Here is a 15,723-nt window from a genome sequence, read left to right on the forward strand (position 1 = left end):
CCCTATCTGCATCTGCAGGTAGGGGTTTTGTTTTGCGCGCGATTTGTCGGCGCGGGCTGGCTCGCGATGGCGATTTCGACGACGCCATGGCGCGCACTCGGGCGTCGACTGGCTGCTCCTGCAGAGACTCCAGCCTGGCTTGGGCCAGAGACAGCCGATGGACACAGACATGGCAAATGAATAGCTATGCTTAGTCAACATCGGAAAAGGAGTAGATTGAAATGCAACTCATCACTGTGAAAATCGATAAGTCGGAAGCTACGAACTTCATTTTTGGTCAGACGCATTTCATCAAGTCCGTCGAGGATATCCACGAAGCGTTGGTAGGTGCCGTGCCAGGTATCAAGTTTGGCGTGGCCTTTTGTGAAGCCTCTGGCAAATGCCTGGTGCGATGGTCTGGCACCGATACCGCCATGATCGAACTTGCCCGGAAGAATGCGAAAGCCATTGCCGCAGGCCATAGCTTCATCATTTTTCTCGGGGACGGTTTTTATCCGCTGAACGTGTTGAACACAGTCAAAATGGTGCCAGAGGTATGCCGCATTTTTTGCGCAACAGCCAATCCAACTGAGGTGATTCTTGCTGAAACGGAGCAGGGTCGAGCGGTCCTGGGCGTAGTGGATGGTTTCTGTGCCAGTGACATAGAAGGCGACGAAGACATCCTTTGGCGCAAGAGCTTGTTGCGACAGATCGGCTACAAGCTATGAGTGAAGACCAGGCACTGTGTAGCGGCCCAATGATGCCTGGACAACGTAGCTCCCTGCTCATCAAGCAGGTCGATTACAGCCCGCTGCCGAGCACTTTCAAGTATTGAGGGCTTTGCGATATTGAGTTGTGGCCAGTGCCCGGAATGACCTTGAACGAGGCCACGCCAGTGGGGAAATGTGCGTAGAGTTTCTCGGTATTTGAACGCGGTACGATCTCGTCGTGTTCAGCCGCGATCAACAGCGTAGGGACAGTGATTCCAGCGGCATATTTCCACGATTGAAACTTGTCCTTTAGCAGCCACCTCACTGGAAAAAAGGGCATTTTTATCGCGGCGAGATCTTCCAGGCTGCTGTACGGCGTGATCAGGATCAGGCGCGATGCCGGCCGCTGGCTCGCAAGGTGAATGGCGACGCCCGTACCTAAACTACGCCCCACAACCACCGTATTGGGGTGGTCGGCGTGGACCATATCAAACAAGGCCAGGGCATCGCGCTGGAGGGTCTCCTCGGAGGGGGATCCGGAGCTTCCACCGAATCCTCTGTAGTTAAGCAGGTAGATCGCCTGATTCGGGAAGGCTTGCGAAAAGTCGGGCAGGTTCAGCGAGACATCCTCGGCATTGCCTCCGAAGTAGATCAGCGCATCCGGACCGTCGTGGGGTCTGGTTGAGACCAACACTTGGGCGTCGGCTACAGGCAGCTTGAGAATCGTTGCGGGGATACCCATGGTGCGAGGCTGCGGAAAGTAGATGAGGGCACGCTGAAACACGAACAAGGCGGCACACAACCCAAGGTACGAGGCTGCAACCAATGCGAGGAGCAATACGACGGTTCGCGGCATGTGGCTGACTTCTTTCAGGGGGCACCCATCCGAGGTGTAACGCAACATGGAAAGCTGGCGCAGGCCGCGAAAGTGTAGTGCAGTCGTTGAGCTGGCAGGTTTTTAGAGTTCACTCGGCGTCAACCTTGTTTGAAGGCGATGCGGAACTTATGCAGCAGCGGCTCGGTATAGCCGCTCGGTTGTTCGCATCCGTTGAAAACCAGCGCACAGGCTGCCTGAAAGGCCCGCGATCGCTCGAAGTCGATTGCCATGGCTTGGTAGTGCGGCTCTGCGGCGTTCTGCTGGTCGACGACCTGAGCCATGCGTTGCAGGATCTTCAGGGTCTGCGTTCGGTCGATCACACCATGCCTCAGCCAGTTGGCGATGTGCTGGCTGGAAATGCGCAGGGTCGCGCGATCTTCCATCAGCCCGACATCATGAATGTCCGGGACCTTGGAGCAACCGATACCTTGCTCGATCCAGCGCACGACATAGCCGAGCAGACCCTGGGCGTTGTTTTCGACTTCCTCTTGAATCTCCTCGGCGGACCACCGGCCAATAGTGGCAACCGGAACGCTGAGCAGATCATTGAGAATTTCCTCACTGACGGCGGACAGATCTATCTGCTCCAATGCTTCTTGAACCGCGCGCACATCGACCTTGTGATAGTGCAGCGCGTGCAGGGTGGCAGCCGTAGGCGAGGGGACCCAGGCGGTGTTGGCCCCGGCTTTGGGGTGGGCAATCTTCTGTTCGAGCATGTCGGCCATCCGGTCGGGCATTGCCCACATGCCTTTGCCGATTTGCGCGCGACCCCGCAGGCCGCAGGCCAGGCCGACCAGTACGTTGTTGCGTTCGTAGGCCTGAATCCACGCGCTGTTCTTCATCTCGCCCTTGCGCAGCATGGCGCCGGCTTCCATGGCGGTATGCATCTCGTCGCCGGTGCGGTCGAGGAAACCGGTATTGATAAAAGCCACGCGCGAAGAGGCGGCCGCAATACAGGCTTTCAGGTTGACGCTGGTGCGTCGCTCTTCGTCCATGATCCCCATCTTCAGGGTATTGCGCTCAAGCCTGAGCAGATCCTCGATACGACTGAATAACAACTCGGCAAACGCCACTTCGGCGGGGCCGTGCATCTTCGGTTTGACGATGTAGACGCTGCCGGTGCGCGAGTTGCCGCGGCGCTGCAGGTCATGCAAGGCAATCAGACTGGTGACTACGCCATCGAGGATGCCTTCCGGGATCTCCACGCCGTCGCTGTCGAGAATCGCCGGGCTGGTCATCAGATGGCCGACATTGCGGATAAAGAGCAGTGAGCGACCGTGCAGCGTCAGAGTGCTGCCGTCGACGGCGGTGTATTTGCGATCCGGGTTGAGGCGTCGGGTGATGCGTTTGCCATTCTTTTCCAGGTCTTCCCTGAGGTCGCCTTTCATCAAACCCAACCAGTTGCGATACACCTGCACTTTGTCAGCGGCGTCGACAGCGGCGACGGAGTCTTCGCAATCGATAATGGTCGAGAGCGCCGCCTCCATCAGCAGGTCCTTCACTCCTGCGTTGTCGGCACGACCAATCGTACTGTCCGGGTCGATCTGGATTTCTACGTGCAGGCCGTTGTTCTTCAGCAGGATAGCTGTGGGTTGCAGCGCCTGGCCTTGGTAACCGACATATTTTTCAGGCTGCAAGAGTGCGCTCCGACTGCCATTTTTCAGGGTCACTTGCAGTTGACCTGACTCAACGCGGTAGCTGCTCACATCTGCATGAGAGCCATTGCTCAGTGGCATGGCTTCATCGAGAAAAGCGCGGGCAAAGGAGATGACCCTGGCTCCGCGGGCCGGGTTGTAGGTCGTGCCTGCCTCGGCGCCACCTTCATTGGAAAGCACATCGGTGCCATACAGTGCGTCATACAGCGAACCCCAACGGGCATTGGCCGCGTTCAGTGCATAGCGGGCATTCACCGCAGGGACCACCAATTGCGGGCCGGCCTGAGTGCTGATCTCTATATCGACATTACGGGTGCTGGCCTGCACTTGGGCGGGTTGCGGCTGCAAGTAGCCAATGGCGGTGAGAAAACTGCGATAGGCCGGCATGTCAGTCACAGGTCCCGGGTGGGCACGGTGCCAAGTGTCGAGTTCGCTCTGCAGACGATCGCGCTCGGCGAGCAACGCCCGGTTTTGCGGGGCCAGTTCACGCACCAGAGCATCGAAGCCGCTCCAGAAGGTTTCCTGGTCGAGGCCGGTGCCTGGCAGCACCTCCTCATCGATGAAACGTCGCAGGGTCGCTGCCACTTTAAGACGCTGGCAGTTGACGAAATCGGACATCACACAGTCTCCATCAGAGGTTGTCGATTCAGCGCAAAGCGCTGTTGGTTCAGTGAAGGGCCGGTTCAATTCAGGCATTGGGCGCCGGCTCTGGCGACTTGGGCATCCTGTTCGGCTTTCACTCCCGACACCCCGACCGCACCGATCACTTGCCCATCGACGATGATCGGCACGCCGCCTTCCAGCGAGGTCAGCAGCGGTGCCGAAAGAAAGGCGCTGCGACCTCCGTTGACCATGTCCTCATAGCCCTTGGATTCACGGCGGCCCAGGGCCGAGGTGCGGGCTTTCTCCGTGGCGATATAGGCGCTGATCGCTGCGCAGCCATCGAGACGCTCAAGGGCCAGTGGGTGACCGCCGTCATCGACGATGGCGATGGTCACCGCCCATTGATTGTTCTGTGCTTCAGTGCGCGCGGCGGCCAGGATCTGACTGACTTCGCTCTGGCTCAATACGGCTTTGGTTCTCATGGGGTTCTCCAATGGACGCTGTTCGTTCGGTTAAGGCAGGGCTTCTTCGACCAGTTCGATCCAGTGCCTGACAGGGGTTCGGCCGGCACCGTCGAGGTGGGTCTGACAGCCGATGTTGGCGGTGGCAATCACCTCGGGTTTTCCGCTTTCCAGTGCATTGAGCTTGTTGTCGCGCAGTTGTCGGGACAGTTCGGGCTGGGTCAGCGAATAGGTGCCCGCCGAGCCGCAGCACAAATGGCTGTCCGGGACTGGCGTGAGGTTGAAGCCCAGGCGAGTCAGCAACTCTTCTACCGCGCCGCCGAGCTTTTGTGCGTGCTGCAAGGTGCAGGGGCAGTGGAAGGCCAGACGCATGGTGGCGCTGATCTTGAGTTGCTCCAGCGGCTCCTCACGCAGCACTTCCACCAGATCCCTGGCCAGGGCGCTGACCCGTTTGGCCTTGGCTGCATAGGCCGGATCGTTTGTGAGCAGATGGCCGTAATCCTTGATGAAGGCTCCGCAACCGCTGGCCGTCTGCACAATGGCTTCGGCACCGTTTTCGATGCTCGGCCACCAGGCGTCGATATTGCGCCGAGCGCGATTGAGGCCGGCCTCCTGGGCGTTCAAGTGATAGTCCACGGCACCGCAGCATCCGGCCTGGCTGATCGGCGTGACGCTGATTCCCAGGCGGTCCAGGACTCGCGCAGTGGCGGCATTGGTATTGGGTGACAGGCTCGGTTGCACGCAGCCCTCGAGCATCAGCACATGCCGCGTGTGCTGCGTCGTCGGTCGTGGCTTGGCGGGGTGCACAGTGCGCGGCAACTTGACCTTGAGTACCTCAGGCAACAGCGGGCGAAAGGTTTCGCCGGTATTGATCAGCGTCTTGAACAGCCCCGGGTTAGGTACCACCGCTCGCAGACTCTCGCGTAGCAAGCGCTGGCCGAGAGGACGTGGCACGGCCTCGTCGACCACCGCACGGCCGATGTCCAGCAGATTGTGATAGTCCACGCCGGAGGGGCAGGTGGTTTCACAGTTGCGGCACGACAGGCAACGGTCCAGGTGCAGTTGGGTCTTCTCGGTGACCTCGTGGCCTTCCAGCACTTGCTTGATCAGGTAGATACGCCCGCGAGGGCCGTCCAGTTCATCGCCGAGCAGTTGATAGGTCGGGCAGGTGGCGTTGCAGAAGCCGCAATGTACGCAGGTGCGCAGAATGCTATCTGCTTCTTCGGCGCGCGGCAGGCGTTTGGCCTGTTCACTTAAGGTGGTCTGCATGGTTCAGAGCTCCGCGTACATTCGACCCGGGTTGAAGATCCCTTGCGGGTCCAGTTGCGCTTTGAGTTGGCGGTGATAGCGCAGCAGCACGGGGGGCAGCGGCTGGAAAGGGCTGTCGATCAGTCCGTGGCTGTAGCAGGTCGCATGACCGCCGGCCTCATGGGCAATCGAGCGAATAACGGCAGCATCGGCGTCGGATTTCAGCCAGCGTTGGGCACCGCCCCAATCGATCAGCTGCTCGCCGGGCAGATCAAGAATGCCGGTATTGTTGGGCACTGACAGGCGCCACAGTGGCTGACCTTCGTCGAAAAAGGCCAGACGCTGTTCATTCAGTTCGCCCCAATAACCGGGGTCGAGCCATTCGCCGCCGAGACGATCATGGGCGGCCGTCACCGACCCTTCGCCCCCTTCCAGGCGCAGATGCAAACGCTGGCCGTCATGGCAGGCGGCGCTGATGGGAAGGGGTTGCTGGCCCCATTCGGCAAGCCTTGCCAAGGCGTGCGCGCGGTCCATTTCCAGCGAGATACTGATGCACCGGCGGGGCTTGGGCAGGACCTTTAACGACACTTCCGTGAGTAGGCCAAGACATCCGTAACTGCCCACCAGCAAGCGCGACAGATCGTAACCGGCGACGTTTTTCATGACCTCGCCACCGAAGCGCAGGTGTTTGCCCAAGCCTGTGATCACGCGGGTGCCGAGAACGAAATCACGCACCGAGCCGGACCAGGGCCGGCGCGGGCCGGACAAACCGGCGGCGACCATGCCGCCCAGCGTTGCACCCTCACCAAACGACGGCGGTTCGCAGGGCAGCATCTGGCCGGCCGCTTCCAGGGCTGCGGACAGATCGGCCAAAGGCGTGCCCGCCCGCGCGGTGATTACCAGTTCGGTCGGGTCGTAGCTGACGATGCCGCAATGACCGCGAGTGTCGAGCACTTCGCCTGCCACCGGGCGGCCGAGAAACGCCTTGCTGTTGGAACCCTGGATCAGCAACGGCGTGGCATTGTTCAGCGCCTGGATGACCTGTTCCAGCAGCGCAGCGCTGCCGTCGACATTCTGTTCGACATACATCAAAAACGCTCCAGTTCAGGGAAGGGCAACTGGCCCAGGTGCACATGCATGGCGCCGAATTCGGCGCAGCGGTGCAGGGTCGGAATGTTCTTGCCGGGATTGAGCAGACCGCTGGGGTCGAAGGCGGCTTTCACTGCGTGGAACAGGGTCAACTCATCGCTGTTGAACTGGGCGCACATCTGGTTGATTTTCTCGCGGCCGACACCGTGCTCGCCGGTGATGCTGCCGCCGACCTTGACGCACAGTTCGAGGATCTTGCCGCCGAGGGTCTCGGCACGCTCCAGCTCACCGGGCTGATTGGCATCGAACAGAATCAGCGGGTGCATGTTGCCGTCACCGGCGTGAAACACGTTGGCGACCCTCAGGTCGTATTCGGCGGCCAGAGTGGAGATGCCTTTGAGCACGCCGGGGAGTTCACGCCGCGGGATTGTCCCGTCCATGCAGTAGTAGTCCGGCGAGAGCCGTCCTACCGCCGGAAAGGCATTCTTGCGTCCGGCCCAGAACCGCACCCGCTCGGCTTCGTCGCGGGCCTGACGCACTTCGGTGGCACCCGCGCGCTCAAGTACGGCACGAACCCGGTCACACTCATCGTGGACGTCCGCTTCAACCCCATCGAGTTCGCACAGCAGAATGGCTTCGGCGTCTACCGGGTAGCCGGCATGAATGAAATCTTCGGCCGCGCGAATCGCCAGGTTGTCCATCATCTCCAGGCCGCCGGGAATGATGCCTTTGGCAATGATGTCGCCGACCGCGCGTCCGGCTTTTTCCACGGAGTCGAACGCGGCCAGCAGCACTTTGGCGATTTGCGGTTTGGGCAGCAGTTTGACTGTGACTTCGGTGATGATCCCGAGCATGCCTTCGGAGCCGGTGAACAGCGCCAGCAGGTCAAAACCCGGCGAGTCGAGGGCCTCGGAGCCCAGAGTCAGTCGTTCGCCTTCGACCGTGAGGATTTCAACCTTGAGCAGGTTATGCACGGTCAGTCCGTACTTGAGGCAATGCACGCCACCGGCGTTTTCGGCCACATTGCCGCCGATGGAGCAGGCGATCTGCGAGGAAGGATCCGGCGCGTAATACAAGCCGAAGGGGGCGGCAGCCTGGGAGATCGCCAGATTGCGTACGCCAGGTTGAACACGGGCGCTGCGCGCTGCGGGGTCGATGTGCAGGATCGTGTTGAAACGCGCCATCACCAGTAGCACGCCTTTTTCCAACGGCAATGCACCTGCGGAAAGCCCGGTCCCGGCACCGCGTGCGACTACCGGCACCTGGCGCTCATGGCAGAGTTTGAGCACGCCTTGTACCTGCTCGATGTGCCGGGGCAGCACCACCAGCATCGGCGTGGTGCGGTAGGCAGACAGGCCGTCGCACTCGTAAGGCTTGAGATCTTCCTCGCGGTGCAGGATATCCAGATCGGGCAATCGCTCTTGCAGGGCCTGGAGTAGCGAGCCTTTATCGACGGCAGGCAGCGCACCGTCAACGCGTTCGTCGTAGAGAATGTTCATGGGTGGCTAACGACCCTGAGTTGCTTTTATTGGAGCTTGTTCACGGGAACAGCTAACTTGCATCATTGGCCTAAGGGGCCTTACTGTCCATGTGTTGTGAGGCTGGTCGAACCAGTTTTTTAGCGGATGGATTTTGTTACTTGTGATTAATATCAATATATTCAGTAAGTTAGTTGTGTTGTTTGATTTTATTGGCGTTTTCGCCATAACTGGTCATACCAGTTGGAGGTTGCATGAGCAGCAGTGATTCGGGCCGTGCCCAGGTGGCGGACGTGGTGTGCGAACGCATCGAGCGTCTGATTGTCGATGGCGTACTGAAGACCGGTCAGCTCTTGCCTTCCGAACGACGGCTGACGGAAAAGCTCGGCGTTTCCCGCACCGCGCTGCGAGAAGGGCTTAAATTGCTGCGTGCCAGAGGAATCATCGAGACCGAACAGGGCAAGGGCTCGTTTGTCGCGCAGCTGTCGGGACATACCCCCACGTCGCCGTTGATGCATTTGTTCAGTTCACAGCCCCGCACCCTCTACGATCTGTTCGAGGTGCGTAGCCTCCTGGAAGGCGAGTCCGCCCGACTGGCCGCGTTGCGTGGCACCGATGCGGACTTCGTGCTGATCACCCGCAGCTATCAGGCATTGGTCGAGGCTCACACACAGTCACTCGATGCCTCGGCCCATGCACGGCTCGATCACGCGTTCCACCTGGCGATTTGCGAAGCCTCGCATAATCCGGTTTTGGTGCAGACCTTGCGCTCATTGACCGATTTGCTACTCAACTCAGTCTTCGCCTCGGTCAACAACCTCTATCACCGCGAACCTCAAAAACGTCAGATCGACCGGCAGCACGCGCGGCTCTATAACGCCGTCACCGGCCGTTTGCCCGAGCAGGCGCGCAAGGCGGCCATCGCGCATATCCAGAGCATCTGCGAGAACCTCAAGGAAATCGAAAACGAAGAACAGCGCCTGGTGCGTTCCACGCTTCGGCTTGAGGGGTGGACGTGAACATGTGGCATATCGATCCGGTGTCTCTGCGGCTGTTCATTGCGGTCTGTGACGTATGACTTCGCTGCACTCGGCATTCCGGGGCTGACGTTCGGTCTGCGTTACGTCAAGGGTGACGATGTCGACGCCAGCCATATCAGTACCTCCCTGGCCGCCGGCCTGCGCGCCAGCGGCGATGCACATCGCGTGATTCTGAGCTATGTATTCAATTTTTAAGCGCCAGGCAACTGCCGTTCACTTTCTCTTCCAGGGAGCCAGCCAACTTAACCTCAGTTCAGATCCCGGCGGATGGCATCGAGGCGTTCGTCGAGCAAGGGGGTGAGCAGGGCGTAGCACTGCGCCGGGTCGATGGACACTGTCGGGGCGTCGATCAGGCAACGCTGCAACCGTTCAAGAGCATTGCGCAGCGAGCCTTGAGCCTGCCTGAGTAAGCGTTCATGCAGGTACTGCAACTGGATCAGCATTTCCAAAGGGCAACTGCGAAAGGCGGCCGCGCGCACGGACAAACCGCGCAGCCGCCCCAGGTCTTCCAGTTCCCAGCAGCGTTCGGCGATGCTGGGTGGGGCCAGATTGAACGCACAACGATGCAGTTCAAGATGCTGGATGGCGCCGAGCAACTCTTGTAACAGCCGGCAGTGACCATCGAAATCCGCAGGGTCGCGGCGCAACACCTGCCAGGCTTGTCGTTGTGTCGCATACGGCCACGCTCTCCAGCCCTGGTCGAGCGAGTCGCCCAGAACCTGGCAGCGCAGGCGTGCCTCGCGGGTGGTCTGTCCACCGAGGCCGCGATGCTGCTGCAGGCCTTGCAGCAGGTCGAGGCCCAGCAAGAGTGCCTGTCGCAGGCCCGGGTCATCCTGTGGCAAGCGGGTTTGTCGGGATGGCTCGCCGTCGAGTGTTTCGATGAGTGTTGAATTCATGGGCGGCTTCCGACGGTGAGCTGGTTGAGATAGCGGGTCAGGTCGTGCAACGCATGAGTCTGCGAGCTCTGTTCCTGCACAGCGCCATTGACCTGTTGCAACTGTTCGCTGAGGGCATGATTGGCTTGCTGGTGCTCACTGAGCGCCTGTTGCATGGCGCCAAGGTGCTGCAGATTGCTCTGACTGCGTCGTGCCAGATTGTCGAGGTTGGCGGCGAGGTGCTCGCTCTGCTGGCTGCCTGCTTGCAGCAAGTCGCGGTGTTCTTTGACCTCGCCATCCACCAGGTGCACCGCCGTAGCAATCGCTGTTGCGGCCGTGGTGATCTCCTGGGTGGCCCGGTCGGTGGCCTGGGCCAGGCTGCGGACCTCTTCGGCGACCACGGCAAAACCACGACCGTGCTCGCCAGCGCGGGCAGCTTCGATGGAGGCGTTGAGTGCCAGCAACTGGGTCTGCTTGGCCAGCGCCTGGATGCTCTGCACCGTGCTCTCGACTGCGGCAGTGCGCTGCAGCAAGGCTTCCACGGCCTGTGCTGTATTGCCCAGGCTGTGCTGGATGGCGAGCATGCTGCCGCCCACGGCGCGCGCCTCCAGACAACCGGCGTCGCTCTGGGCATGGGCGTCGGCGAAGGCTGCCAGCGCACCTTGGGCCAAGGCGTCGATGCTGTGCAGGGTCTGATCGATCTGCTCGCTGGCGGCAGCGATCATAGCGATCCGTTGGCTCTGTTGTTCACCCTGGTCGCGGGCTTTTTGGGCCATCTGTTCCAGGGCGCGGCTGGCGAATTGCACTTCGCTACGCAAGCGTTCGCTGTTGCGCAATTGCATACTGCCGGCCATCAGTAGCGTCGCCGAATCGGCATCCCGGGGGCTGCGCAGTAGCCGTGCCAGTTCGGTGTTCCAGAACGTCTGCAGTCGGCGTTGGTGGCGCTCGCGCAGGTGCCAGGCGCAGCCCAGGTAGAGTACGCCAGGTATCAGGGTCAGTGCGCTGGCGGGCTGGTCGGCGAGCGCGAAACCGCAGGCGCCGAGGGCTAATCCAAGCGGTAACCAGGCGCCGATTCGACTGCGTTCGAGAAGGGCTCTACCGGGTTCGAACAATGCCTTGCCGAATGCCGTGCCTGTCGGGCGACGGGGTTTGCCGACCCCCTCGCTCCGGTTCGCTGCGGCGTGAGTCGAATGGAGCATTCCTTGAGCGGACATGGATAATCCTTACATTGCCAGGATGAAAGCAAAAACGGCGCACGCTCACCTTCCGCAATGCGGAGGAGGAGCGGACGCCGTTGCCCATGGTGTTTGCGAAGCCATCGCCGTTGATGGCTCATGCCTGGTTATCCCTTAGCAAATTGTCTGCCAGGCTTTGCTATCGACAGATCGCAGGAGTGTGCCCGGACAGTGAAAAGGGCGAATTCGCCGACAATCCGACGTTTGTCATTGGCAGATTTGCCTTATCGGCAGCTATTCAATGGGAACGGTGTATGCCCAAGCCACACCGAGAGTTCTGCAGCGCACAGCACACGGGTGACTCCGTCGCGCTGATAAGGGGCAGCAAGTCCGGGTCACCGACCGCGATGCACCTTGGCCGGGCAGTCGCCTTCAGGCTTTCATCAGGTTTTTCTTCAGCCGATAGGCCAGGGCAGGGCGGGTCATGCTGAGTAAAGGCGATGCGTACTGGATGAAATTGACCGTGCCGTTTGAGCCTGATCACCGCAGGCTCTGTCTGGTGGTTTCAGAACATGCCCGTATCGCAAGATAGGGGCATTTTTTTATGCGCTGTTCAACTCACGGCAAGTGGCCGACTTCTGCAGCATGCGGCTCAGGTGCTCGCGCGATGCCCACGGCCGGGAGGCTCCATAGATCTCCGCGAATGTACTGTTCCAGTTGGCGGATCAGATCGGCCTGCTCGGTGATGGCTTCTTTAACCAGGTCACCAATGGACAGCAGGCCCAGCAGTTGTCCGTTCTCCACCACCGGCAAGTGGCGCAGATGGCTGTCGGTCATGATGCCCATGCAGGTCTCGACGCTTTGACGGGAGTCCACTGTCACCACTGGCGCGCTCATGATGTCTCTGACGGGCGTGCCGACCGAGGAGCGCCCCTGGAGAACAATCTTGCGCGCGTAGTCGCGCTCGCTGATGACACCTACCACCTGGCCCCCCTCCATGACCGGTAGAGCCCCCACATTTTTTTCAGCCATCACTCTCAGCGCTTCCAGCACCATCTGATCCGGGGCGATGGTGTGGACCTGATTTTGCGTGGCTTTCAACTTCAATAGTTGTGCAACGGTCTTCATGGGGAACGCTCCTGTGAATGTCTACCTGCGGGCCGAGTCCTGTCACTCAAGCGCCCGCGCTTACTCCAATCTCCACCACATCGCCGTTCAGCCGCACCGGCCAGACGCGCAAGCTTTGTTCCGGATACTCCAGGCAGCTGCCGTCTTCGAGACGGAAGTGCTGTTTGTACAGCGGCGAGGCAATCACCAGATCGCCCTTGAGGTTGCCGACGATACCTCGGCCAATGACATTGGCGCCTGACTTCGGGTCGCGGTTGTCGATGGCGTAGAGGGTTTTGTCCTGGGCATCGGGCAAGTGAAACAGCGCCACCTGGGCGCCATCGATCCAGGCGACGACACCTGAATTGGCGACCAGGTCGTGACGGCTGCACAGCGCCCGCCAGTGCGCAGGGCTTTCGCTGGCGCGGTGGGGTTCGATTCGGACGACGTTTGACTGGCTCATCAGAGCACCTCCTCGGTAACGGGAATCAGATGGAGTTCGGTGGCGTGCACCGGGCGACGCTGGCCGCGTTCCTTGACGAAATGGATATCCGGGTCGCCGCGTTCGTCATTGACGAAGGTGCGGAAACGCTTGAGCTTTTCCGGGTCATTGATGGCGTTGGCCCATTCGCATTCGTAACGGTCGATCACCAACTGCATCTGCGACTCCAACTCAGCACCCAGCCCCAGGCTGTCCTCGATGATCACCTCCTTGAGGTAATCCAGACCGCCTTCCAGGCTCTCGCGCCAGACCGAGGTGCGCTGCAGTTTGTCGGCAGTACGGATGTAGAACATCAGGAACCGGTCGATGTAGCGCAGCAGGGTGTCGTCATCCAGGTCGGTGGCCAGCAGCTCGGCGTGACGCGGGCGCATGCCGCCATTGCCGCAGACGTAGAGATTCCAGCCTTTCTCGGTGGCGATCACACCGATGTCCTTGCTCTGCGCTTCGGCGCATTCGCGGGTGCAGCCGGACACTGCAAGCTTGAATTTATGCGGCGCGCGCAGGCCCTTGTAGCGGTTCTCCAGAATCAGCGCCATGCCAACGCTGTCCTGCACGCCGTATCGGCACCAGGTGCTGCCGACACAGGATTTCACCGTGCGCAACGACTTGCCGTAGCCGTGGCCGGTCTCGAAACCGGCCTCGATCAGCTCGCCCCAGATGTCCGGCAGTTGATGCAGTTGGGCGCCGAACAGGTCGATGCGCTGGCCGCCGGTGATCTTGGTGTAGAGGTCATATTTTTTCGCCACGGCGCCGAGGGCGATCAGTTTGTCCGGGGTGATCTCGCCGGCGGCGATGCGCGGGATGATCGAATAGGTGCCGTTCTTCTGCATGTTCGCCATGAAGGTGTCGTTGGTGTCCTGCAAGGGCACCAAGGACGGATCCATGATCGGCTGGTTCCAGCACGAGGCGAGAATCGAGCCCACCGCGGGTTTGCAGATATCGCAGCCGGTGTGGCCACGGCCGTGCTTGGCCAGCATCTCGTCGAAGCTGATGATCCCTTCCACCCGCACCAGGGCGTACAGCTCCTGGCGGGTGTGGGCGAAGTGTTCGCACAGGCTTTTGTCGACGGCGACGCCACGGGCGCTGAGTTCATGCTCGAAGACCTGTTTGAGCAGCGCGCTGCAACCGCCGCAACCGGTGCCGGCCTTGGTCTTGCCCTTGAGTTCGCCCAGATCGGTGCAGCCGGCGTCGATCGCACAGCACACCGCGCCCTTGGTGACGTTATGGCAGGAGCAGAGGGTGGCGGTGTCCGGCAGCGCATCGGCGCCCAGTGTCGGAGCGCCGTCCGACAGCGGCAGGATCAGGCTGGACGGGTCCTTGGGCAGCGCGATGCCGTTCTGCGCGTACTGGAGGAGGGTGTCGTAGTAACTGTTGTCGCCGATCAGCACTGCGCCGAGCACGTGCTTGCCGTCAGCGGAGACCACCAGGCGCCGATAGCTGGCGCTGGCTTCGTCGATGAAGCGGTAGCTTTTGGCTCCGGGTGTGGTCGCGTGAGCATCGCCGATCGAACCGACATCGACGCCCAGCAGCTTGAGCTTGGTCGACATGTCTGCGCCGGTAAAAGGCTCGTAGTGCTGACCGGCCAAATTTGCGGCAACGTTACGCGCCATGCTGTAGCCCGGCGCGACCAGGCCAAAGATGCTGCCGTTCCAGGACGCACACTCGCCGATGGCGAAGATGTCGGGGTCGCTGGTGCGGCAATGATTGTCGACCACCAGACCACCGCGGATTGCCACCTCCAGTCCAGCGCTGCGACCGACAGCGTCCTGGGGGCGGATGCCGGCGGAGAATACGATCAGGTCGGTTTCAAGAAACTCGCCATCGTTGAAGTTCATGCGGTAGGCATATTCTTCACCAATGACGATCTCCTGGGTCGCTCGCGAAAGGTGCACGCCGACACCCAAGGCCTCGATCCGTGCCCGCAGCGCCTCGCCGCCGCTGGCGTCCAGTTGCACCGGCATCAGTTGTGGGGCGAATTCGACGACATGGGCTTCCAGCCCCAGGGACTTCAAGGCGTTGGCGGCTTCAAGACCAAGCAGACCGCCACCTACCACCACACCACGCCGGGCATGGGTGGCGGCTTCGCGGATCGCGTCGAGGTCGTCCAGGGTGCGGTAGACCAGCCGCGAACGTCCCTCGGCGCCGGGGATCGGCGGCACAAAGGGATAGGAACCGGTGGCCAGCACCAGGCGGTCATAAGCCTGGCGTCCGGCGCTGGTGACCACTTCCTTATGCTCACGGTCGATTTCAAGTACCTGAACCCCGAGGTGCAACTGCACGCCATGGCGGGCATACAGATCGGCATCGCCAAGGGCGAGGGACTCGGCATCACGGCCGCCGAAATACTCTGAGAGGTGTACGCGGTCGTAGGCACGCTGACGCTCCTCACCGAACACATGCACGTGATAGTGGGCGAGTGCACCGCGCTCGATCAGTTGCTCGACACAATGGTGGCCGACCATGCCGTTGCCGATAACGACCAGTGTTTCGCTTTTGATCGGGGTGACGATAGCGTTCATAGCCTTTCCTCTGTCGAAGCCGCTGCCTTGGCATGGCCAGAAAAAAACCAAAAAAAAACGCCTGGAGCCGTTTAGCAGCTCCAGGCGTCTTTGCCTGGTATTCATTGATGTCTGGTGGGGTGATTAACCGAGGCCGCGCTGCCTGGTTCACCCGTCCCATGCCTGTTGAGGCGGGTGGTCGGCGGTGACCACTTGGGACGTCCGCCGGAGAGTTCGGCGGGTTTGTCAGTAGAAGAGCAGATTTCATGCCAGTTCCGGCGCGAGGTATTTCGATCCCGGGAAACGGTTAGCGGCGCAGGGGTTGAAACGCTACAACGCGGGCTTTTCCGGAACTCTTGAAGACACCCATTGGCTTCGCCCGGCCAGTTATCACCCAGGCGCATTGAACCAGAAGGGTGCGAATTA

At 60.8% G+C, this 15,723-nt stretch carries 13 protein-coding genes and 1 pseudogene; 3 read left to right on the forward strand and 11 right to left on the reverse strand.

Going from position 1 to position 15,723, the window contains the following annotated elements; translation table 11 throughout:
- Nucleotides 1-221 precede the first annotated feature (221 nt).
- Nucleotides 222-707 (forward strand): adenosine-specific kinase, encoded by a 486-nt coding sequence (locus AC07W5_RS27170; RefSeq protein WP_494991184.1) that lies wholly within the window; start codon nucleotides 222-224, stop codon nucleotides 705-707.
- Nucleotides 708-780: 73 nt separating this feature from the next.
- Here the strand turns inward: AC07W5_RS27170 and AC07W5_RS27175 are convergent, their stop codons facing one another.
- The 6 genes from AC07W5_RS27175 to glcD all read right to left on the reverse strand — a co-directional run bounded on the left by AC07W5_RS27175 (nucleotide 781) and on the right by glcD (nucleotide 8,121).
- Nucleotides 781-1,545, reverse strand: coding sequence for an alpha/beta hydrolase (locus AC07W5_RS27175; RefSeq protein ID WP_494991185.1), 765 nt, complete (start codon nucleotides 1,543-1,545; stop codon nucleotides 781-783).
- A 119-nt stretch (nucleotides 1,546-1,664) separates the two neighbouring features.
- The gene (locus AC07W5_RS27180) at nucleotides 1,665-3,839 is read right to left on the reverse strand and encodes a malate synthase G (RefSeq protein WP_495024650.1); all 2,175 of its coding nucleotides are present in this window, start codon (nucleotides 3,837-3,839) and stop codon (nucleotides 1,665-1,667) included.
- A 65-nt stretch (nucleotides 3,840-3,904) separates the two neighbouring features.
- Entirely contained in the window at nucleotides 3,905-4,306 is a 402-nt protein-coding gene (locus AC07W5_RS27185) for a heme-binding protein (protein ID WP_494991187.1), read from the reverse strand.
- 30 nt (nucleotides 4,307-4,336) lie between these two features.
- Nucleotides 4,337-5,554: a glycolate oxidase subunit GlcF gene (glcF, locus tag AC07W5_RS27190; protein ID WP_495024651.1), complete on the reverse strand. Its 1,218-nt coding sequence runs from the start codon at nucleotides 5,552-5,554 to the stop codon at nucleotides 4,337-4,339.
- 3 nt (nucleotides 5,555-5,557) lie between these two features.
- Nucleotides 5,558-6,622: a glycolate oxidase subunit GlcE gene (gene glcE, locus AC07W5_RS27195; RefSeq protein WP_495024652.1), complete on the reverse strand. Its 1,065-nt coding sequence runs from the start codon at nucleotides 6,620-6,622 to the stop codon at nucleotides 5,558-5,560.
- Nucleotides 6,622-8,121, reverse strand: coding sequence for a glycolate oxidase subunit GlcD (gene glcD, locus AC07W5_RS27200; protein WP_494991190.1), 1,500 nt, complete (start codon nucleotides 8,119-8,121; stop codon nucleotides 6,622-6,624). Before glcD ends, glcE begins: the two co-directional genes overlap by 1 nt.
- A 233-nt stretch (nucleotides 8,122-8,354) precedes the next feature.
- Here glcD and glcC point away from each other — a divergent pair, with 233 nt between their 5' ends.
- Nucleotides 8,355-9,119, forward strand: a complete 765-nt coding sequence (gene glcC, locus AC07W5_RS27205) for a transcriptional regulator GlcC (protein WP_495012625.1) — start codon at nucleotides 8,355-8,357, stop codon at nucleotides 9,117-9,119.
- 48 nt (nucleotides 9,120-9,167) lie between these two features.
- The gene (locus AC07W5_RS27210; protein ID WP_495024691.1) at nucleotides 9,168-9,335 is read left to right on the forward strand and encodes an OprD family outer membrane porin; all 168 of its coding nucleotides are present in this window, start codon (nucleotides 9,168-9,170) and stop codon (nucleotides 9,333-9,335) included.
- Between the two features lie 53 nt (nucleotides 9,336-9,388).
- Here AC07W5_RS27210 and AC07W5_RS27215 read toward each other — a convergent pair whose 3' ends face one another.
- The 5 genes and pseudogenes from AC07W5_RS27215 to nirB form a co-directional block, all read right to left on the reverse strand.
- Nucleotides 9,389-10,036 carry a hypothetical protein gene (locus AC07W5_RS27215; RefSeq protein WP_495012627.1) on the reverse strand — a complete coding sequence of 216 codons (648 nt, stop codon included), beginning with the start codon at nucleotides 10,034-10,036 and terminating at the stop codon, nucleotides 9,389-9,391.
- A complete protein-coding gene (locus AC07W5_RS27220) occupies nucleotides 10,033-11,229 on the reverse strand; it encodes a methyl-accepting chemotaxis protein (protein ID WP_495024653.1) in 1,197 nt (398 codons plus the stop codon). The genes AC07W5_RS27215 and AC07W5_RS27220 overlap by 4 nt, the downstream gene beginning before the upstream one ends.
- 654 nt (nucleotides 11,230-11,883) lie before the next feature.
- Nucleotides 11,884-12,318: pseudogene (locus AC07W5_RS27225) on the reverse strand (CBS domain-containing protein); the annotation flags it as partial.
- A gap of 46 nt (nucleotides 12,319-12,364) precedes the next feature.
- On the reverse strand, nucleotides 12,365-12,760 hold the full coding sequence (gene nirD / locus AC07W5_RS27230; protein ID WP_495012629.1) for a nitrite reductase small subunit NirD: 396 nt from the start codon (nucleotides 12,758-12,760) through the stop codon (nucleotides 12,365-12,367).
- Complete coding sequence (nirB, locus tag AC07W5_RS27235; protein ID WP_494991195.1) at nucleotides 12,760-15,318, reverse strand: nitrite reductase large subunit NirB; 2,559 nt, start codon at nucleotides 15,316-15,318, stop codon at nucleotides 12,760-12,762. Before nirB ends, nirD begins: the two co-directional genes overlap by 1 nt.
- Between the last annotated feature and the right edge of the window lie 405 nt (nucleotides 15,319-15,723).

The organism is Pseudomonas sp. GW821-FHT01E05 (assembly GCF_059422425.1).